The 21,001-nt window shown below is 48.8% G+C and carries 16 protein-coding genes; 5 read left to right on the top strand and 11 right to left on the bottom strand.

The genetic code is table 11. From position 1 onward, the window contains the following. Positions 1 to 29: 29 nt before the first annotated feature. Together NQ510_RS06895 and metA are read right to left on the bottom strand one after the other, a co-directional pair. Positions 30 to 1,895, bottom strand: coding sequence for a peptidase U32 family protein (locus tag NQ510_RS06895; RefSeq protein WP_005828527.1), 1,866 nt, complete (start codon positions 1,893 to 1,895; stop codon positions 30 to 32). An 18-nt stretch (positions 1,896 to 1,913) separates the two neighbouring features. Continuing rightward, positions 1,914 to 2,831, bottom strand: coding sequence for a homoserine O-acetyltransferase MetA (gene metA, locus NQ510_RS06890; RefSeq protein ID WP_005828529.1), 918 nt, complete (start codon positions 2,829 to 2,831; stop codon positions 1,914 to 1,916). Between the two features lie 339 nt (positions 2,832 to 3,170). Between metA and NQ510_RS06885 the strand changes: the two genes are divergently transcribed. The 5 genes from NQ510_RS06885 (at position 3,171) to NQ510_RS06865 (ending at position 9,251) form a co-directional block, all read left to right on the top strand. After that, complete coding sequence (locus NQ510_RS06885) at positions 3,171 to 5,078, top strand: fimbrillin family protein (protein WP_034525653.1); 1,908 nt, start codon at positions 3,171 to 3,173, stop codon at positions 5,076 to 5,078. A gap of 91 nt (positions 5,079 to 5,169) precedes the next feature. Continuing rightward, positions 5,170 to 6,123: a methylenetetrahydrofolate reductase [NAD(P)H] gene (gene metF, locus NQ510_RS06880; RefSeq protein WP_008665978.1), complete on the top strand. Its 954-nt coding sequence runs from the start codon at positions 5,170 to 5,172 to the stop codon at positions 6,121 to 6,123. Positions 6,124 to 6,195: 72 nt separating this feature from the next. Next, positions 6,196 to 7,323, top strand: coding sequence for a DNA polymerase III subunit delta' (gene holB, locus NQ510_RS06875; protein WP_005828533.1), 1,128 nt, complete (start codon positions 6,196 to 6,198; stop codon positions 7,321 to 7,323). Between the two features lie 88 nt (positions 7,324 to 7,411). After that, positions 7,412 to 8,788, top strand: a complete 1,377-nt coding sequence (gene ricT / locus NQ510_RS06870) for a regulatory iron-sulfur-containing complex subunit RicT (RefSeq protein ID WP_009037255.1) — start codon at positions 7,412 to 7,414, stop codon at positions 8,786 to 8,788. Then, positions 8,766 to 9,251 carry a gliding motility lipoprotein GldH gene (locus tag NQ510_RS06865; protein WP_005828535.1) on the top strand — a complete coding sequence of 162 codons (486 nt, stop codon included), beginning with the start codon at positions 8,766 to 8,768 and terminating at the stop codon, positions 9,249 to 9,251. The genes ricT and NQ510_RS06865 overlap by 23 nt, the downstream gene beginning before the upstream one ends. A gap of 527 nt (positions 9,252 to 9,778) precedes the next feature. Here NQ510_RS06865 and NQ510_RS06860 read toward each other — a convergent pair. The 9 genes from NQ510_RS06860 to NQ510_RS06820 form a co-directional block, all read right to left on the bottom strand. Further along, positions 9,779 to 10,738 carry an IS3 family transposase gene (locus NQ510_RS06860; RefSeq protein WP_225990577.1) on the bottom strand — a complete coding sequence of 320 codons (960 nt, stop codon included), beginning with the start codon at positions 10,736 to 10,738 and terminating at the stop codon, positions 9,779 to 9,781. A gap of 23 nt (positions 10,739 to 10,761) precedes the next feature. Then, positions 10,762 to 11,142, bottom strand: coding sequence for a transposase (locus NQ510_RS06855; RefSeq protein ID WP_005828537.1), 381 nt, complete (start codon positions 11,140 to 11,142; stop codon positions 10,762 to 10,764). Between the two features lie 81 nt (positions 11,143 to 11,223). Beyond that, a complete protein-coding gene (gene rodA / locus NQ510_RS06850; RefSeq protein WP_009037257.1) occupies positions 11,224 to 12,681 on the bottom strand; it encodes a rod shape-determining protein RodA in 1,458 nt (485 codons plus the stop codon). Positions 12,682 to 12,772: 91 nt separating this feature from the next. Continuing rightward, positions 12,773 to 14,641: a penicillin-binding protein 2 gene (gene mrdA / locus NQ510_RS06845; protein ID WP_034525656.1), complete on the bottom strand. Its 1,869-nt coding sequence runs from the start codon at positions 14,639 to 14,641 to the stop codon at positions 12,773 to 12,775. A 19-nt stretch (positions 14,642 to 14,660) separates the two neighbouring features. Then, the gene (gene mreD / locus NQ510_RS06840) at positions 14,661 to 15,164 is read right to left on the bottom strand and encodes a rod shape-determining protein MreD (protein ID WP_005828540.1); all 504 of its coding nucleotides are present in this window, start codon (positions 15,162 to 15,164) and stop codon (positions 14,661 to 14,663) included. A 106-nt stretch (positions 15,165 to 15,270) separates the two neighbouring features. After that, a complete protein-coding gene (gene mreC, locus NQ510_RS06835) occupies positions 15,271 to 16,116 on the bottom strand; it encodes a rod shape-determining protein MreC (protein WP_005828542.1) in 846 nt (281 codons plus the stop codon). Beyond that, positions 16,116 to 17,138: a rod shape-determining protein gene (locus tag NQ510_RS06830; protein WP_005828544.1), complete on the bottom strand. Its 1,023-nt coding sequence runs from the start codon at positions 17,136 to 17,138 to the stop codon at positions 16,116 to 16,118. Before NQ510_RS06830 ends, mreC begins: the two co-directional genes overlap by 1 nt. Before the next feature lie 122 nt (positions 17,139 to 17,260). Continuing rightward, positions 17,261 to 18,784 (bottom strand): bifunctional phosphoribosylaminoimidazolecarboxamide formyltransferase/IMP cyclohydrolase, encoded by a 1,524-nt coding sequence (gene purH, locus NQ510_RS06825; protein ID WP_005828546.1) that lies wholly within the window; start codon positions 18,782 to 18,784, stop codon positions 17,261 to 17,263. A 160-nt stretch (positions 18,785 to 18,944) separates the two neighbouring features. Further along, a complete protein-coding gene (locus tag NQ510_RS06820) occupies positions 18,945 to 20,981 on the bottom strand; it encodes a M13 family metallopeptidase (RefSeq protein ID WP_009037259.1) in 2,037 nt (678 codons plus the stop codon). Between the last annotated feature and the right edge of the window lie 20 nt (positions 20,982 to 21,001).

Below are 21,001 nucleotides of genomic sequence, written 5' to 3'. Positions count from 1 at the left end.
ATTAGTAATTCCTCATTCTTCATCCTTCATTAAAGCGGCTCTTCATGAGCAATGACTTTCATCTGGCAATTCTTGCAATCAAAAGACAAGCGGAAACGCTTGCCGTCCGTCCCAACCAAATAATAAGGTTCCCTATAAGGAGAATGTCCTTTCTGATAGGTGGGACACCATCCCATACTGAAACGCAGGCAATGTTTGCAGAACATGAGTACAGCATCCGGAACCGCTTGTGCCTCGTAAGCAGGTGCTATGGACGACAACCCGTGCTCACGGTAGAAACTCCGGGCAGCACCGTTCATCACATTACCCAGATAGGTCAGCGAAGTAGCCGGGAAAGCATGGCTGGTCGGTTTCCAAACAGCCAGCTCACGACGATAAGTAACACGCCGAGCCGCAATCAGCTTATCTATCACCTGCCGGCGCCAGTCCGCCACCGCAGAAGCAGGAAGGAACCAGTTAGCAGAAAGATTGAGCCTGATGCCCGAAGCATCTTCAGACAAATATCCTGCTATCTCAAAAGGAGTATTCCCCAACTTGCCCAGCTGATTACGCAGATTATCCACCTGCGGTGTACGTGCCAACTCTTTCGGATAAGGGAAAGAGAGCGTCACGCGGTTATCATCCTCGTCCGCAGCCGTCAGGCTAAACCCGAAAGAAGTATCTGCCAACTCCCAACAAACACCGATTTTGCGTTCGGAGGATTTACGGGTAAGGATACGTTCAAACTCCTGGTCGAAATTGCGATAAAGCCGTGTACGAGGTTTGATGCGAGGCACTTCCCCTGCCGGATAGAGTTTGTTACCATCCACCCGGTTGATGCGGAAACCTTGCAAATGTCCCTGCTCATCAAGAAAACAGACACCGTCTCCGTTGTGGAAAGGCTTTACGCCTGCCACCGTGAGATATCCCCCGCGCTGTTCCTTCAAAGTGCCCATCTCCTCTCCCAAAGATTTGGGCGTATCGAACGAAGTGATCTCCCCTCCCCTTCCTTGCAGGAAATAATGGGTGAAACCGCGGCTGAAACTCTTGTCCAACTGTGGCTGGAAATCGAAACGGCAGGTGCCCGAAGAAGCACGGGCATATTCCTTGCGACGGGCAAAAATGGCATCGAGCTTCCTACGGTAAGCCGCCGTCACATTCTTCACATAGGTCACATCCTTCAAGCGGCCTTCTATCTTCAGCGAAGTGGCTCCGGCATCCAGCAGTTCTTCCAACACCTCGCTTTGGTTGAGGTCCTTCAAAGAAAGCAGATGCTTATTACGCACAATGGTCTTGCCATCGGCATCTACCAGACTGAAGGGTAAACGGCAGAATTGCGCACATTCCCCCCGGTTGGCACTCCGTCCGAAACAAGCCTGGCTGACATAGCACTGCCCGCTATAACTGACGCAAAGAGCCCCGTGTACAAAGACTTCGAGCGGCACGTCGGGACACGCCTCATGGATACCGCGTATCTCCTGCAAAGAAAGTTCGCGTGCCAACACCACCTGACGGAAACCGGCATCGGCAAGGAAACGTACTTTCTCCGGCGTACGGTTATCCATCTGCGTACTGCCATGCAACGGAATGGGCGGCAAATTCAACCGCGTAATCCCCATATCCTGTACAATCAGTGCATCCACACCGATGCGGTACAGCTCCCAAATCATCCTCTCCGTCTCTTTCAGCTCTTCTTCTTTCAGAATGGTATTGACCGTCACATAGATACGGGCATTATACAGATGGGCATGCTCCACCAAAGCGGCAATATCCTCCAAAGAGTTGACAGCAGCCGCACGCGCACCGAACTTGGGTGCACCGATGTATACCGCATCTGCCCCATGATTCACAGCTTCTATGCCACACTCCAAATTCTTGGCAGGAGCCAGCAGCTCTATTTTACGTTGCTTTATCATCGTTTAGTTACGAGTAACTCACCCTATTTCATTAATATTATACGGCGTCTCCTGATATACAAAATAATTCAGCCAATTGGAGAACAACAGATTGGCATGGGCACGCCAACGCACCAGCACTCCTTTGTCCGGGTCATCGTCCACATAGTAGTTACGGGGTATCTCAATGGGCAGGCCCTTATTCAAGTCACGGCGATACTCTGTATCCAATGTCAGCGGGGAGTATTCCGAATGGCCGGTCACGAAGAACTCACGCCCTCCACGGGCCACCGCCATATATACACCAGCATCCTCCGACTCGGAAAGCAGCGTCAATTCCGGAACCTTCTGTATATCTTCCCGGCGCACTTCCGTGTGGCGGCTATGCGGCACATAGAACATATCATCAAATCCACGGAAAATGGGATGCAACGGTTGCAAGGTACGATGTTCAAAGATACCGAACATCTTCTTATCCAGTGCATACTTCGGCACTCCATAATGATGATAGAGCCCTGCCTGCGCCGCCCAGCAGATGTAGAGCGTAGAGGTGACATGCGTACGCGCCCAGTCGAAGATTTCAGTAATCTCATCCCAATAAGTCACCTCCTCAAAATCCATCTGCTCTACCGGAGCACCGGTGATAATCATGCCATCGTACTTTTCACCGCGCATCTTGTCGAAATCCGTATAGAATGTTTTCATGTGTTCTATCGGAGTGTTCTTGGAAGTATGGCTTTTTATCTTCATGAACGAGATTTCCACCTGAAGCGGAGTATTGGAAAGCAGACGCACCAGGTCCGTTTCCGTTGTAATCTTTAGCGGCATCAAGTTCAGAATCACGATACGCAGCGGACGGATATCCTGCTGGGTTGCCCGGGAATTGTCAATGACAAAAATATTCTCCTCTTTCAGCAACTCGATAGCGGGTAGTTTATCGGGTAAATTTAAAGGCATGAGTTTATATCTATGGTTTAACTTATTACTGTCTACGATTTTAGCGTGTAAAGTTAGGCAAAAAATCAGAGTGTGATAAATAAATTATAAAAGTTTTATCGATTTATCCCTCTTCATTTAACACGTTTAATTACATTTGTACCCGAAACCTATTAAAAGTTATTAAAAATAAGATTAAAAAGCACTGCGGCATCAAGCGTGATACTGATAATTAGCATCCAAAAGCGTAAAAGACTTTTCCATACCGGTTATAGCTCTGCTAAATCCACATTTTTAAGACAAGGTTCATTGAGTATAATTGGGAAAGCGGAAAAACCGTTGCCCCACAATAATAATACAATGAAAAAACTTATTCTTGCAAGAGGAGTCTTGGCTGCCTCTTTATTCTGCTGCATGTCCTTAGGGAATACAGCTTGTGTGAACCGGATTGACGAAGAATCAGAAGCGGAAATCGAGGAAGGGACGACACCTATCACGTTCTCTATCAAAATGGAAAAGGCCAGTACCAAGGTCACAAACACCGCCTTTGAAAAAGGAGACAGAATGGGCTTGTTTGCAACCACTTCCTCCGGCTCCATCAAGGGAAAACGGTATATTGACAATCTGGCCCTGGAATATACGGAAGGCTCCACACTAGTTCCCAAAAAGACAGTATTCTATCCGGAAGGAGATGTGTCACTGGACTTTATCAGTTACCACCCTTACCAAACCGAAGGGGTAGCTGCCGGTACACCCGTTCTTCCCGTATCTGTGCAGATAGACCAGAGCAATGAGAAAAACCGCGCACAAAGTGACTTCTTGGTAGCTAAAGCGCAAGGAATCACCAGTAAAACCAAATCTGTAACCCTGGAGTTCCAACACAAGCTGTCCAAACTGGCAATCTCTCTGACACCCGACGCAAGCAACTCTGCCAATGATTTGCTGAAAGCCAATCCGCGTATCATCGCAACCGGGCTCAAGACCTCGGCCGATTATAATCTGGAAGACGGGACTTTCAGTAATCTTACGGGGACACAAGACATCATAGCCTCCGGCGAATGGAGCGTCAAAGACAACAAACTTACCGGCAAGGAATTCATCATCATACCCCAAACGATAAATGATGGCAAGCAATCCTTCATTATGGAGTGGAGCGGACGTATATACAGTTGTGCAATACCCGAAGTGGAAATGAGTAGCAGCACGCAATGTATCATTAACATATCAGCCATGCAGAGCAACAGCAACGTACTGAGCAGTTTTGCCGGAAAAATCAAGGAATGGAGCAGCCTCCCTCCCATCGACACCGACAATATGGAAGATTACACTGCCATACATATCTCCGCTCTCTCCTTTTCTCTTTCAAATGTGTACAGAATTTATCACGAAGGGATACCCATTGCAGAAGTCTGCAAGGAATATCTCAAATCAGCGTCATTGACTTCCAGAGCCGTTATAGCCTATCCCATAGGCGAAAATGAAAAGACCGACCTGAGCAATGGAGTCATCCTACAGCTTGCAGACCGTAAAGACACCATCTGCGGAGGAAGAATAAGCTGGAATACAGACGACTATGGATTTACCTACACTAAAGGGGAATATACCGGCATAGACAAGCTCTATATAGACAATAACCATAAGCTACTTCTGGATAAACCGGAAAACGCCATCAAAGTGAATGTGGCATGCTACACCCTTCGAGACATCAGAAAAGGAGTGTCTACCGAATACCCCATTGTCAAGATTGGAGCCCAATACTGGATGGGTAAAGAGCTCCATGCCACCACCTACCGTGACGGAGCTCCCTTGAAAAAACAGAGTGACTTGGGAACAGACAAAGCCGGATATTACAAGCCGGACAAATATGACATTTATTTTTACAATGGAGAATCCATACTGGCAGGAGAGCTGGCTCCCGAGGGCTGGAAAATTCCATCGGATGCAGACTGGGAACAGCTGAAAAACTACACCGGCAACGATGCCTCCATACTAAAAGCAGGAGAATGGCAGGCAATGGTATCCGGTGAAGTTGCCCCCGTCAACAACCATACCCGGTTCAATGCTTTCCCGGTAGGAATGTGGTACAACAAAGGACACAACAGCCCCAATAAAATGACCGCCTTTTGGAGTTGGGATCATACAAAGCATACCCTTTCGGAAAGCACCATTTATTTTCTCGGCGAAAGCGACGAGTTTGTATCAAGCGCTGCCCATGTCACCGGCAAGCCCTACTATAAAGCTCTTTCCATCCGCTGTATAAAAGAATAGCCGGCAATTTCGGCATTTCTCATTTCTTTTTTGTATTTTTGTTCCCAATGTGCAAGATTTTTGCCAATCGGACAAAGATAACGAAAGAGAAATGAGAGTAATCGACCTGATAAACAGTAACGAAAAAACAGCTTTTTCCTTTGAAATATTGCCACCACTGAAAGGTACGGGCATCGAAAAGCTGTATCAAACCATAGATACGTTACGGGAATTCGACCCCAAATACATCAACATCACCACGCACCGCAGCGAGTACGTGTACAAAGACCTCGGCAACGGATTGTTCCAGCGAAACCGCCTGCGCCGCCGCCCCGGCACCGTAGCCGTAGCTGCTGCCATCCAGAACAAGTACAACATCACCATGGTGCCGCACATCCTTTGCAGCGGCTTCACCCGCGAGGAGACGGAGTACGTGCTGCTCGACCTGCAATTCCTCGGCATCACCGACCTGCTGGTGCTTCGTGGCGACAAGGCAAAGCACGAATCCTCTTTTATCCCCGTGGGCAACGGTTACCACCACGCCGTCGAACTACAAGAGCAAATCAACAACTTCAATAAAGGTATTTTTGTGGACGGCTCCGAGATGAAAGTTACCAATACCCCGTTTTCATACGGTGTGGCGTGCTATCCGGAAAAGCATGAAGAAGCCCCCAACATGGATACAGACATCTACTGGCTGAAGAAAAAAATGGAAATGGGTGCAGAGTATGCCGTGACCCAGCTCTTCTACGACAACCGGAAATATTTCGACTTCGTGGAACGTGCCCGTCAAGCCGGTGTCACCATCCCGATTATCCCGGGCATCAAGCCCTTCAAGAAGCTGTCACAACTCAGCATAATACCCAAGACGTTCAAGGTAGACTTGCCCGAGGAACTGACCCAAGAGGTTCTGAAGTGCAACACCGATGCGGAAGCTCAGCAAGTGGGTATCGAATGGTGCGTGCAGCAGTGCAAAGAGCTGATAGCCCATGGCGTCCCAAGCCTCCACTTCTACTCGGTAGGAGCCACAGACAGCATCAGGGAAGTAGCCAAACAAATCTACTAAACAATAGATAATCGATAGTTGACAATTGACAACTGGCAGTGTCACAAGTAATAACTTATAACTAATTAACCCGTGTTCAGTTTCAAGGACATAATAGGCCAAGAGGCAGCCAAACAAAGGCTGATACAAGAAGTGCAGGAAGGACGTATTCCCCACGCACAACTTTTCTGTGGCCCTGCCGGAGTAGGAAAACTCCCATTGGCACTTGCCTATGCCCGCTACATCTGCTGTCCCAACCGGACGGAAACCGATGCCTGCGGTACTTGTCCCTCCTGCGTGAAATGGAACAAGTTGGTGCACCCGGACGTACACTTCGTATACCCTATCGTCAAGAGTGCCAAAGGGAAAAAGGAAGTCTGCGACGACTATATCGCCAACTGGCGGCACCTGCTGCTGAACAGCCCCTACTTCGGACTGAACCATTGGCTGAACGAGATGGATGCCGAAAACGGACAAGCCATCATCTATGCCAAGGAAAGCGACGAGATAACCCGCAAGCTGAGTCTGAAATCCAGTGAAGGAGGTTACAAAGTCACCATCGTATGGCTACCCGAAAAGCTGCATGAAGTATGCGCCAACAAGCTGCTGAAACTGCTGGAAGAGCCACCCGAGAAAACGATATTCCTCCTCATCTCCGAAGCTCCGGAAATGATACTGCCCACCATCCTCAGCCGCACGCAGCGCTTCAACATTCCCAAGATTGAAGAAGCCGACATAGCCGAAGCCCTGCAGCAGAAGTACGGAGTGCAGCCCCGCGACAGCGAGACGATAGCCCATCTGGCAAACGGAGACTTCATCAAAGCATTGGAGACCATCCATCTGAACGAAGAGAACGAACTGTTCTTCAACCTCTTTGTCAGCCTGATGCGACTCTCCTACCAGCGCAAGATACGGGAAATGAAACAATGGAGCGAGCAGCTTGCTGCCATGGGACGCGAACGGCAGAAGAACTTCCTGGACTACTGCCAGCGCATGACCCGCGAGAACTTCATCTACAACCTGCACCGCAAGGAGATGAACTACATGACGCTGCCCGAACAGAACTTCGCCACCCGTTTCGCCCCCTTTGTCAACGAACGGAACGTCATGGGTATCATGGACGAACTAAGTGAAGCGCAACGCCACATCGAGCAGAACGTAAACGCCCGCATGGTGTTTTTCGACTTCTCTCTCAAAATGATTGTTTTATTGAAACAATGAAAAGTGGCAAAATAATGAAATGCAAAGTATCAAATCGTAAATAGTAAATAGTCAAATAGTAAATAGTCAAATAGTAAATAAATAGATGATGGAATTTAAACTACATAACGGAAGCGGAGGTCTCTGCTGCAAGAGTTGCGGCAGGCAGGACAAGCAACTGAACACCTACGACTGGCTGGCAGACATTCCGGGCAATGCCGATGAGAGCGAGCTGGTAGAGGTTCAGTTCAAGAATACCCGCAAGGGATATTTCCGCAACAGCAACAAGATACCTCTGGAGAAAGGCGACATCGTAGCCGTAGAAGCCACCCCCGGACATGATATCGGTGTGGTGACCCTGACCGGACGTCTCGTGCCGCTGCAAATGAAGAAAGCCAATATCAAGTCTGAGGCAGACATCAAACGCATCTACCGCAAGGCGAAGCCTGTGGATATGGAGAAGTACAACGAGGCAAAAGCCCGTGAACACTCCACCATGATACGCTCGCGTCAGATAGCCCTGGACCTCAACCTCAACATGAAGATTGGAGACGTGGAATATCAGGGAGACGGCAACAAGGCCATCTTCTACTACATAGCCGACGAACGGGTGGACTTCCGCCAGCTCATCAAGGTACTTGCCGACGCTTTCCGCGTGCGTATCGAGATGAAACAGATTGGTGCCCGCCAGGAAGCCGGACGCATCGGCGGTATCGGTCCCTGCGGACGCGAGCTGTGCTGCGCCACCTGGATGACCTCCTTCGTATCGGTATCCACCAGCGCGGCGCGCTTCCAGGACATTTCACTGAATCCGCAGAAGCTTGCCGGACAATGCGCCAAACTGAAGTGCTGCCTCAACTACGAAGTAGACTGCTACGTGGAAGCACAGAAACGCCTGCCCTCACGCGAGATTACCTTAGAGACCAAAGACGGTGAGTTCTTCTTCTTCAAAGCCGACATTCTGAGCAACCAGATAACCTACTCAAGCGACAAGAACATCCCCGCCAACCTGGTGACCATCAGCGGCAGACGCGCCTTCGAGATTATCGGTTTGAACAGACGTGGCATCAAGCCCGACAGCCTGATAGAAGAAACCCATCGTTCCGAACCCAAAAAGCCGGTGGACTTGCTGGAACAAGAGAGTCTCACTCGCTTTGACCGCAACCGGAAAGGCAAGAGTGGCAGTGACGGCAACGGTGGCGAGAACAGCAACAACAGCCGTAACAAGAGAAAGAAAAAGAGTGGAAACGGTCGTCCGCAAGGAGGTGAGCAGCAGGGTGCTCCGCAATCCAACAACCAGAGAGAACAATCCAGGCAAGACCGGCAACCGAGACAGAAACAAGACCGGCAAGCACCCAAACAAGGTGAACAGCAACAAGGCGAACGTCAACAACGGAACAATAACAACCGTCGTCCGCCCCGTAACAATAAGCCCAAACCTCAAGGTGAAAGACCTGCCCAAAATGACAAACCAGCTCAAGAATAGGAATCTCTGCCTGAAAGGTATCATACTACTGTTTGTCGCAAGCCTGCTGAGCGCTTGCGACAAACAGACTGTATACCATTCCTTCCAATCCCTTCCCACCGAAGGCTGGCTGCGCGAAGACACGCTCTCTTTCGACGTGAAGGTCACCGACTCACTGACCTACTACAAACTGTCTTTGGAAGTTCGTAACCGAAGCAACTACCCCTATCAGAATCTACCTCTATCCATCTGCTACACCACCGCAGATTCCATTCCGTCACCCACGGACACCATACAGCTAATCCTCGCGGACAAAGAAGGAATCTGGAAAGGTGACGGCTGGGGAGGTCTCTATCAGACTGCCGTCTCCGCAGGAAGCGTTCGAATCGGCAAACCCGGCACCTACCTCTTTAAAGTGGCCTATACGCTACCGGACGAAAGGCTGCAAGGAATCAATGACATCGGCATCAAACTGAAGAGATAGGAACTCCCTATTGTTCTTTATTACCTTCTTCTAACAACCACCTCAGTCTCCCACTCACGTCTCCTTGAAGCGGAAACGGGCGGGGTATCATAACTTGCCCTCTTACCTCATAGCGTAACGTCTTTTACGCCAGGATGTAACGACCGTTACACCAGCATGTAAAGGGCGTTACAATATAGCGTAAAAGTCGTTACGATACAGCGTAAAGGACGTTACAATGCGGTGTAACGGCCGTTACATTACGATGTAAACAATGTGTAAATGCAATGTAATGATAATCAAGTCCATTCGTATTGTCTTTTCCTGATTTAGCTAGACGCTTTTTCTTTTTATAACCGATATCAGTAGACGGTTCTTGGAATGTTGTACTGGTTCAGTAGTCACTTCTTCCCAAGCCCTGCTGATATAGTAGACACAGCAAAGTGAGTTGTCCTGATTCTGTTGACAGTCATCCTGCTGCATTTGCAGAGCCCGTGCTTGCTTGTCCGGCAAGACTGGGTGCCCCTAAAAGAGGCATTCTGTCTTTGTCAGGTGCGCTGTCCTGCGCCTTCGCCCGGACTTGCTGTCCGGCTTTGCAAAGATATTGCATCCTTCTTTTTATTGCTACTTGTGGAAGGATATTTTTTCTTCTTCCACATTTTCTTCTGTATTCCCTTCTCCAGATGCGCCACAGCAGGTATTTTATACCCGATACTCATATGCGGTCTGCGATGGTTATAGAAATGTATGTAGCGAGCTATGACATTTCTTGCATGCCCGATTTCGTTGAACCGGCCTCGAGGATGGCTGCTTTCCGCCTTAATAATCCCGTTGATACGTTCCGCAACGGCATTGTCGGTGGGTTTGTAGTCTTCCGTCATACTGATGGCAATGCCATGTTTCTGAAGAAGTGCCACGTATGGGTCGCAACAGTATTGTACGCCACGGTCCGAGTGATGTATCAGGCCCGTAAGATTTTCATCTCCTGTCATTTCAACAGCCTGCTCTATAGCCTGTTGCAATGCATTGATGGTTGCCGATACCCGTAAGGTGTCGGCAAGCACCCATCCCACTATCTTATGGGAGTAGGCATCCGTAATCAGATGCAGATAACAGACTTCACCATTGGCAAGTGGTATATAAGTAATGTCGCTGACCCACAACTGGTTGGCTGAAGTCAAGGTCAGTCCTTTGATTAGGTTCTTCCACTTGTGGTAGCGATGGTTGGAGTTCGTCGTATGCCGGGTCTTGCGGGCAGGAAGCATCAAGCGGTGTTGCCGGAGCAATGCATAAAAGCTGTCCCGCCCAGGCATGAACCCGGCTCCAAAAAGCACGGTGAGCATAATCCACAGTTTGTAACAGCCTATACCCGGATCTTCGATACGGATATCACGGACAGCATCCAGCATGAGACGTTCCCTATGTATCTGACTCTCAATGTCAGCCTTTGACTGGTAGTAGGCTTGACGACAATGGCCAAACAGACGGCAGGCCAACGCAACTTTCAGGTTGCGCTGACTGACCAGTTCCGTTACGATTTGGCCCCAGATTTTTTTCTGATAGGGATGTTGAAGAGTTCTTCAGCACGCGTAATCATCAACTCACGGGCTTCTGTTTCCAGCTTGGAGAAAGACAGAGCTTTCTCCAGCTCTTTAATGCGCTTTTTTAATTGGGTATTTTCATCTTTGTAGGCTTCCTTGCTGCGATTGGACATATCTGGTGATTCTTGTTCAGAAGGCAAAGATAGCTCTTCTGCTAAATTTGAATACTTTTTAATCCAACTATTTAGCAAGGCAGGGCAACAAATGCCATGTGCCCGGCAAAAGGCATGCTTACTCATACCTGATTGGTAGTAAGAGTGAAGAAAAAACAGTTTTTCATCTTCACGATAAAGCTTTCGTTTTGAAGTCATAATAGTAACACATTTATTAGTTTGTAAATGTGTCTACCTATATCAGGATAAGACATATGTCCCACAAGGAAACGGTCATAACTAAATTCGACGATTACGTCCCGCATCAATCCGCAGAAAGATAAACAGCAGGATTGTGAATCCCCAGAGAGAAGAACCTCCGTAACTGAAGAAAGGCAACGGGATACCGATGACGGGGGTCAGCCCCAGCACCATGCCTATATTGATGAATAGATGGAACAAGAATATACTAAGCACAGAATAACCATACACCCGGCCAAAGGGAGATTGCTGCCGCTCGGCCACGACAATCAGCCGTAAAATAAGAATAAGGAACAGTAACAGTACAGCCGTAGACCCTACGAATCCTTCCTCCTCACCCACGGTGCAAAAAATGAAGTCCGTATCTTGCTCCGGCACATACTTCAGCTTTGTCTGCGTACCATTCAAGAAACCTTTGCCGGTCAGCCCCCCGGAGCCGATGGCTATCTTCGACTGGTTCACGTTATAGCCGGCACCAGCAAGGTCCTCTTCCATACCGAGCACCACCTTGATACGTATCTGTTGATGGGGCTCCAGCACTTTATTGAAGAAGTAGTCGCTGGAGTAGAGGAAACCTATCGAACCCAAAGCAAACAGCCCAATCAGAAAATAAGATAAATGGCGCTCGCTTAAAGAAAGAAAGACAAGATACCCGACAACAAGTGCACAAAGCCCCCACTGCACCCACACCAAGTTGAAGGGTACCACGTATTCCGAAATCAGATAAGCCACGAGCAGCACTCCCAGCGAACCGCCGATAATATTCCGTGTGGGTTCCCAACGCTTTTTATAAACCCACACCATACCTCCGGCAAAGAGCAGTACCATCAGCAGTACGGCAAATTCCCCGATAGGCGTCGGTGTATCGGCAATCATCACCGCATCAAAACGGATGCCCACCACAAAGTAGGCCACTGCACATATACCCGAGAACAGTACCACGCCCGGCATTCCCTCCCGATAAAGCATCAGGAAAAATGCAGAGTACACCAATGCCGAACCCGTCTCCCGCTGTAGGATAATCAGCAACATGGGGAAGAGAATCAGGAAAGCCAACATAAGGGAGCTTTTCCAATTCTTCATCGTAAACGAGTAGGCGCTCATATACTTGGCAAGCGCCAGCGCCGTGGCAAACTTGGCAAACTCCGCCGGCTGCAAACTGACCGGCCCCAGGATGAGCCACGACCGCGACCCTTTCGTGTCGGGCGCAATGAATATCGTGACAATCAGCAACAGCATCAGCCCTATATATATAAGGTAGGAGAACATGTCATAGAGGGAATCATCCAGCATCAGCAGCACAAACCCCAGCCCGAAGGAACATATAATCCAGACAAACTGCTTGCCGGCACGCGTAGAGAAGTCCAGAAAGTCACGGTCACCATAATCATAACTCGCCCCACAGACACTGAACCAGCCGAATACAATCAGCAGCAGGTAAACGACAATCGTCACCCAGTCCAATGATTTCCATATGCTATCTCTCCTTGTCACCAATTTATTTACGATTTTACGATTTACTATTTACTATTGAAGTCACTCACCGTTCATCCCTACCCCCTAATCCTTAATCCCCAACCCCTCATCATCATCTCTCCTCATCTCCGTAAAGTATCACCCGGTTACTGAATTCTTCCGCCCGTATCTCATTCTCGGGCGACAGCTTTCCATGCAGATACTGGTCCATCATCATGGCACCGATAGGTACGCCATACGTGGCACCGAAACCACCGTTCTCCACATAGACGGCAATGGCTATCTTAGGGTTGTCCATCGGGGCAAAGCCCATAAAGACAGAATGGTCCTTGCCGCGGTTCTGTGCCGTGCCCGTCTTTCCGCAGACCTCCACACCCGGCAGGATGGCTCCCGCCATGCGGCAAGTGGCGCTACCCGTACTTCCGTCTACAGCGGCACGCATGCCTTTCACCACCATTTCATAATATTCGCGGTCGATGGTGGGATAACGGGGATTGCGATAGATGCTGTCCAGTTCATTGTCTTCTATCTCCTTCACGATGTGCGGAGTAATGAAATGCCCCCGGTTGGCAATGGTGGCACCCAGATTGGCTATCTGCAACGGGGTGGCGAGAATCTCTCCCTGCCCGATGGAGATACTAATCACCGTCAGACCGTTCCACGAACCCCGATAGGGCTTGTCGTAGAACTTTGCATTCGGTATCAGTCCACGCTGTTCGCCGGGGAGGTCGGTACCGAGCCGATAGCCGAAGCCCTGCGATACCATGTGGTCTTTCCATACGGTAATGGCATTCTGCGGCGAACCGTATTTTTTATCACCGAACATGCGATACAATCCCCAACAGAAATAGGAATTACAAGAGGTAGCGATGGCAGGAATCAGCGACAGAGGCGAACCATGTCCGTGACATCCCACATGAAGGCCTTTATGATTGAAACCATGCGCACAAGGGAAAGTCGGATAATCTTCGTGGATAATCCCTTCCTGAAGGAAGGTCAGCGCCTGCGCCGTCTTGAAGGTGGAGCCCGGCGGATAAGCTCCCATGATGGCACGGTTCAACAAAGGCTTCCGCTTGTCCATCTGCAGCAGGCGGTGGTTCTTTCCCCGCTGGCGCCCTATCATCAGATGAGGGTCAAAGGTAGGCGAGGAAACCATACATAGTATCTCACCCGTAGCCGGTTCGATGGCCACAATGGCACCGATTTTGTGTTGAAGCAGTCGTTCTCCCAACATCTGAAGGTCAATGTCGATGCCCAACGTCAGGTTCTTGCCGGGTACGGAGGAACGGTCCAACTGTCCGTCCATGTAGTGTCCCTGGATGCGCCCGTGAGCGTCACGAAGCAGAATCTCCACCCCCTTCTCTCCACGCAGATACTTTTCATAGGATTTCTCGATGCCTTGCTTGCCTATATAGTCTCCGCGAATATAATAGTCATCGTTCTCAATGTCTTTCTTGGACACTTCGCCGATGTCTCCCAGCAAATGGCCGGCAGAGTTATAGGTATATTGACGGATAGTACGCCGCTGAATATAGAAACCTGGAAATTTGAACAGCTTCTCCTGAAACACACCGCACTCTTCGGCAGAAAGCTGCGTCATGAACACCTGATGGGTGTATTTGGAATAACCGGGGTTCATCCAGCGGTTCTTGACGTCCTTCATCCGTTTGTCAAACTGCTCACGGGTAATGTTCAAGGCACTGCAAAGGTCGAGTGTATCCAGCTGCGTCACCTCCCGAGGCACAAACGTAATATCATAGGCAGGCTGGTTAAACACGAGCAACTTACCGTTACGGTCGTAGATAGCCCCCCGTGATGGATATTGTATCTTGTTCAGAAAAGCGTTGCTGTCCGCGTTCTTCTTGTAGTCATCAGTCATGATTTGCAGGTCGAACAGCCGGAACACGTAAATAAGAACGATGACAATAGCCGCCGCTCCAATTACATATTTCCGCTTTTCCAGTGTATAGTCTTTCATCAATTCCTAATCCTTAATCCCTTTATCCTTTCTTTCTTATTCCCTCAACAGCCATAATGCAGGTCACAGTAAGCAGGGTACTTGCCGCAATTCTCAACAACAGCGTACCAATATGGGCAAAAGAGAAGAATTCGAGGGTAAGCAACAAGCCGTGATGTATCAGCACACTCACAACCAGATATTTCAGGAAAGGAAGAATCCCCATTGTACGGATGGCCGGAACCAGTGTATCCAGCGTGTCACGAGGCACGAACAGCCGCAGGAAAGTGGGGCGCAAGAAAGCCAGCAACACCGTAGCGGCAGCGTTCATCCCCGGTGTGTCGGAAAAGACGTCGACAGCCAGCCCTAAAAAGAATGCCCACAACATCAACGCATTGCGGGGAGTGTCCGACTCAAACTTCAGTATCAAGTAGATATACAGAAATGGAGTGGCATATCCTGCAATATGCACATTGTTCAATATCAGCACCTGCAACAGTACCAAGCCTATGAACCATCCTATTTTATGCAGATAATTAATTAACAACGCTAATGAGTTATAAGTTACGAGTTACAAGTTATTGAGTGTATAAGTTATAAGATATAAAGATGATTAATCCCTAATCCTTAACCCCTAATCCCTAATTTCTTAGTCACTTCTCGTCTGCCCTCGACTCCAATGCCTTTTGTTCATCCTGCCCGTTGCGGGAAATGACGCGCACATTGCTCACCTTTCCAAAGTCCGTAGCCAGCTTTATCTTCAACAGATACGAAAGCCCGTCGTGCGAGTCAGACATGTCATCCACCGTCCCCACCATGACACCTTCTGGAAACACGGTGGAATAGCCGCTGGTCACTACTGTATCTCCCAGATTGAATTCGGCATGCCGGGGCAAATCCTTCAGATAGGCAAAACGGGAATTACCTCCCTCCCACTTCAAATAACCGAAATAATCACTGCCCACAATCTTACAGCTGATGCTTGACTTGCTGTTCAGCAACGGAATGACCAACGAGTAATGGGGAGAGGTCTTATACACAATACCCACCACGCCATTGGCATCTACAACTCCCATCTCAGGACGGATACCTTCTGTTGTTCCACGGTCTAAAGTGATATAATTGTCAGCCTTGTTCAAGCTGTTCTTTATGACATTCGCCTTGAATATCTGATACTCCGTAGGAGCAAGCCGTTCCATGCTGTACAACCTGGCGGAGTCCAATCCTTTCTCCTTCAAGACATTTTCCAGAAACGAAAGCCGCTGCTCCAGCCACATGTTGCGGTCGAGCAGGTCTTCGTTGGCCGTCTTCAAGTGGAAATAGGAAGTGATGCCACCCGATATTTCATAAACCTTCCCCGCCACGCCATTGGCAGAGGTGAAATACACACTCTGCTGGTAATGATTAAAGCGAAATAATAAAATAAAACTGGCAACCTCTAACAGAAGAAAGAGGAACCAGTAATTATATTTAATGAGAAAGTTTAATAAATTTCGCATTACCGCATCAAGAATGAGAAGCGGTCAACGTTCTTCAATGCCACGCCCGTACCTTTGGCAACGGCATGCAAGGGGTCTTCCGCAATGTGGAACGGTATGTTTATTTTATCAGTCAGACGCTTATCCAGTCCACGAAGCAATGCACCGCCACCGGCAAGATAGATACCGTTGTGAACGATGTCGGCATACAATTCGGGAGGCGTATTTTCCAATGCGCTCAAGATGGCTGTCTCAATCTTAGAGATAGACTTCTCCAAGCAATGCGCCACTTCCTGATAGCATACCGGCACTTCCATGGGCAATGCCGTGATGCGGTTCGGACCATGAACGATATAGTCTTCAGGAGCATCCTCACCGAGTTCCGTCAAGGCAGCACCCACATTAATCTTAATACGCTCAGCCATACGCTCGCTGACCTTCACGTTGTGCTGGCGGCTCATGTATTCCTGAATATCGGCAGTCAAGTCGTCACCGGCAATGCGGATGGAGTTGTTACTTACGATACCTCCCAAAGAGATAACGGCAATTTCCGTAGAACCACCACCTATGTCAACAATCATGTTGCCTTCGGGAGCCTCTACATCGATACCGATACCGATGGCAGCAGCCATCGGCTCGAAAATCAAATAAACGTCGCGCCCGCCGGCATGCTCGGCAGAGTCGCGCACGGCACGCAGCTCCACTTCGGTACTGCCCGAAGGAACACCAATCACCATGCGGAGTGACGGAGAGAAAAGACGGTTACGGTTGTTCACCATCTTGATAAGTCCACGTATCATCTGCTCGCAGGCATAGAAGTCGGCAATCACACCATCGCGCAACGGACGGATGGTACGTATGTTTTCGTGGGTCTTTTCGTGCATCATCTTTGCCTTGTCACCCACGGCAATCATCTTATCGGTACGACGGTCCAAAGCCACCACCGAAGGCTCATCCACCACAATCTTGCCATTCGTGGTGATGATGGTATTGGCTGTGCCAAGGTCCATCGCTATTTCTTGTGTAAAGGAGAATAATCCCATTAATATTTACGATTTAACTATTTACGATTTACGATTGATATTCCTCTTGTTTACAATTTGAGATTCAGACTTACGATGTAACTTCAATCGTAAATCGTAAATCGTCAAATCGTAAATCCGAATTAGTGTTTAAAGTGACGGAATCCCGTAGTCACCATGGCGATGCCATGCTCGTTGCAATATTCAAACGAGAGTTCATCCTTGATGCTTCCACCCGGCTGGATGACGGCTGTTACGCCTTCATTGCCGGCAATTTCCACGCAGTCGGGGAAAGGGAAGAATGCGTCACTTGCCATTACAGCGCCATTCAAGTCGAAACCGAAGTTTTTGGCTTTCTCGATAGCCTGCTTCAAAGCATCCACACGGCTGGTCTGACCTACACCACTTGCCAACAACTGCTTTCCTTTTGCCAGCACAATGGCATTCGACTTACTGTTCTTCACAATCTTGTTTGCAAAGAGCATATCCTCAATTTCCTGTGCAGTGGGAGCCTTCGTAGTTACAGTCTTCAATTCTTCAGGAGTTTCCACCTTAAGGTCGCGGTCCTGAACCAATACGCCATTCAGCAAAGAACGGAACTGCTTCTTAGGCAGAGCTGCCGGCTTGCGGACCAGGATAATACGGTTCTTCTTCTGACCGAGGATTTCCAACGCATCCACATCATAATCGGGAGCGATAATCACCTCAAAGAAAATTTTATTGATTTCTTCGGCAGCAGCCTTGTCAATCACGGCATTAGTGATGAGCACACCACCAAAAGCGGATACCGGGTCACCGGCAAGCGCATCGTTCCATGCTTCGAGCACAGTGGGACGTGAAGCCAGTCCACAAGCATTATTATGCTTCAGGATAGCGAAAGTCGTATCCTTGAATTCGTCAATCAAGTCAACGGCAGCATTGATGTCGAGCAGGTTGTTATAAGAGATTTCCTTACCGTGAATCTGGTCGAACATAGCATCCAGATTGCCATAGAAATAACCTTTCTGATGCGGATTCTCGCCATAGCGTAAAGTCTTCTGGCTGTTGGCAGAGCAACGGAAAGCGGAACCTTCCTCGCCATCGAAATAGTTGAAGATGGCAGAATCATAGTGTGAAGACACTCCGAAAGCCTCTTTGGCAAACCAACGGCGTTCTTCGATGGTAGTAGTGGCTCCGTGTTCCATCAGCATGTCGCGGAACGGCTGATATTGTGCTTGCGAAGCGATGATAACCACGTCGTTATAGTTCTTGGCTGCGGCACGAATTAGGGAGATACCGCCTATGTCAATCTTTTCGATGATGGCAGGTTCTTCGGCACCACTGGCAACGGTAGCCTCAAACGGATAGAGGTCAACAATGACGAGGTCTATTTCGGGGATTTCATATTTTTCAATCTGTTGCATGTCTTGCTCCAATCCGCGGCGGCAAAGAATACCTCCAAAAACCTTCGGATGCAAAGTCTTCACGCGTCCGCCCAGGATGGAAGGGTATGTAGTGAGGTCTTCCACTGCCTTGCAGGGATAACCCAGGGATTCTATAAACTGACGGGTTCCACCGGTTGAGAGGAACTCTACACCTTCTTCATGCAGTTTGGTAATGATTTCGTCCAAACCTTCCTTATGGTAAACAGATACCAGAGCTGTTTTGATTCTTTTTGTTTCAGACATGGATTTGCGTATTAAAGTATGCGTATATTAGTATTTGATGCGCAAAGTTACAAATTTTGTTTATTCATACATACATTCATACACAATAAATTAGGTATAATTAAAAAAGGCGGCATCTGTTTCCAGTCTGCCGCCTTTTTTTAAGGGTTATTTTGTTGGTTTACCAAATAGATACACGTTTTTCTACCGGCAAGAACATCGGGTCTTTTTCTGTCACGTTGAATGCCTCATACCAAGCACCGATTTGCGGCAATGCACCGTTTACGCGCCATTCGCCCAATGAGTGCACATCACTCTTCGTGCGGTTCAGCACTTCTTCGGGACGGATATCATTGGCCCATACACCTGCGTATGCCAGGAAGAAACGTTGTTCGGGAGTAAGACCATCCAGCACCGGCAGCGGATTGGCAGCCGTAGCTTTCTTGAATGCCTGATAAGAAACCTGCAGACCACCGTGGTCGGCAATATTCTCACCCAATGTCATGCGTCCGTTGGCATATACGCCCGGAGCAACCTCGATGCTATCGAAGAAGTTCACCATCACCTGAGCACGCTCGTCAAAGTTCTTGGCATCTTCAGCAGTCCACCAGTCTTTCAGGTTACCGTCCTTGTCGTACTGGCGACCCTGGTCGTCGAATCCGTGAGTCATCTCATGACCGATTACCACACCGATGGCACCATAGTTGAAGGCATCATCCGCATTCATATCGAAGAAAGGATATTGCAGGATACCGGCGGGGAAACAGATTTCGTTGGTGGTCGGGTTATAGTAAGCGTTGACGGTCTGCGGAGTCATCAGCCATTCGTCCTTATCCACCGGCTTGCCGGCCTTGGCTATCATTTCGGCATGGCTCCACTCGTTGGCACGTTCCATGTTTGCCCAGTAAGAGTCGTTTTTGATTTCCAGTGTGGAGTAGTCTTTCCAAGTGTCGGGATAACCAATCTTCACATGGAAGGTAGCCAGTTTCTCCAGAGCTTTCACCTTAGTGGAATCACCCATCCAGGCAAGATTCTGGATACGTTCGCCCAGACTTTCCTGCAAGTTCTTCACCAAAGTCACCATACGCTCCTTGGCAGCAGCAGGGAAATATTTCTCCACGTACATCTGACCTACAGCTTCGCCCAGCGCGCCGCTTACAGTGCTTACCGCTCTCTTCCAGCGAGGCTGCATTTCTTGTGTACCGCTCATGGTGCGGCTGTAGAAGTCGAAGTTCTGTTCTGCCATAGCATCGTTCAACAAGCTTGCGGCAGAATCAATCAATTTCCATTGCAGATAAAGGCTCTGCTGTTCAATGGGCAGCGTATCCAGAATATCGGCAGCAGCTTTCAGTGAAGCGGGCTGGCCTACGATGATTTCCTTCACATCCTTCAAGCCCATGGCAGACAAATAAGCATCCCAATCGAAAGTAGGATAATTCTTCTTCAACTCTTCCATGCTCATCTTGTTATAATTGGCATGCGGGTCACGCAACTCCGTACGAGAGCGGAAAGCCTTGGCAAGACGTGTTTCCACATCCATCACCACCTCCATACCTTTCTTGGCAGTAGCCTCGTCGAAACCAGCCAACTGATACATCTTCTGTACATGTGTACGGAAAGCATCACGAATTTTGGCGGTAGCCTCATCATTCTCCAGATAGTATTCACGTTCGCCCATGCTCAGCCCGGTCTGATAGGTCTGTACAGCATTCATGCTACTGTTCATTTCGTCAGCGCCAACATACAGCACGTTGTAGGCGATGATGCCTTTCTTCTGCATATCGCCCAGCAAGGCATAAAGCTCTTTCTTGTCCTTCAAAGCAGCCAGCTGGTCGAGTTCAGCCTTGATGGGAGCTACACCATCTTTGTTCAGCTTCACGCTGTCCATTACGATTTTGTACAAGTCACCGATTTTTTGTGCCACGCTGCCGGCTTCGTGCTGGGTGGCGGCAAGTTCTTCAATCAGTCCTTGAATCTGCTTGCGGTTGTTTTCTGCAAGGATAGTAAAAGAACCGTACTGTGAGTATTCAGCAGGAATCGGATTGTTCTTCATCCAACCGCCACATGCGTATTGGTAAAAGTCAGTTCCGGGTAGAGCCGTTGTGTCAAGATTGGCGAGCTGGATGCCTGCTGTAAGTTCAGCCTGCTGCTTGCCGGTGTTGCAGGAAGCCGTCATCAGACAGAATGCTGCAATGGGTAACAAATGATTTGCTTTCATAAACATATAAAATATAATAG

The sequence above is a fragment of the Bacteroides uniformis genome (assembly GCF_025147485.1).
GTDB lineage: Bacteria > Bacteroidota > Bacteroidia > Bacteroidales > Bacteroidaceae > Bacteroides > Bacteroides uniformis.
The sequence above is the reverse complement of the archived record's forward strand: the minus strand, read 5'-3'. Positions and strand labels throughout refer to the sequence as shown.

Excerpts from the sequence above, each read along its gene's own strand:
- NQ510_RS06895 (WP_005828527.1), bottom strand. The coding sequence starts at position 1,895 with ATGATAAAGCAACGTAAAATAGAGCTGCTGGCTCCTGCCAAGAATTTG.
- metA (WP_005828529.1), bottom strand. The coding sequence starts at position 2,831 with ATGCCTTTAAATTTACCCGATAAACTACCCGCTATCGAGTTGCTGAAA.
- NQ510_RS06885 (WP_034525653.1), top strand. The coding sequence starts at position 3,171 with ATGAAAAAACTTATTCTTGCAAGAGGAGTCTTGGCTGCCTCTTTATTC.
- metF (WP_008665978.1), top strand. The coding sequence starts at position 5,170 with ATGAGAGTAATCGACCTGATAAACAGTAACGAAAAAACAGCTTTTTCC.
- ricT (WP_009037255.1), top strand. The coding sequence starts at position 7,412 with ATGGAATTTAAACTACATAACGGAAGCGGAGGTCTCTGCTGCAAGAGT.
- NQ510_RS06865 (WP_005828535.1), top strand. The coding sequence starts at position 8,766 with ATGACAAACCAGCTCAAGAATAGGAATCTCTGCCTGAAAGGTATCATA.
- NQ510_RS06855 (WP_005828537.1), bottom strand. The coding sequence starts at position 11,142 with ATGACTTCAAAACGAAAGCTTTATCGTGAAGATGAAAAACTGTTTTTT.
- mreC (WP_005828542.1), bottom strand. The coding sequence starts at position 16,116 with ATGCGAAATTTATTAAACTTTCTCATTAAATATAATTACTGGTTCCTC.
- NQ510_RS06830 (WP_005828544.1), bottom strand. The coding sequence starts at position 17,138 with ATGGGATTATTCTCCTTTACACAAGAAATAGCGATGGACCTTGGCACA.
- purH (WP_005828546.1), bottom strand. The coding sequence starts at position 18,784 with ATGTCTGAAACAAAAAGAATCAAAACAGCTCTGGTATCTGTTTACCAT.
- NQ510_RS06820 (WP_009037259.1), bottom strand. The coding sequence starts at position 20,981 with ATGAAAGCAAATCATTTGTTACCCATTGCAGCATTCTGTCTGATGACG.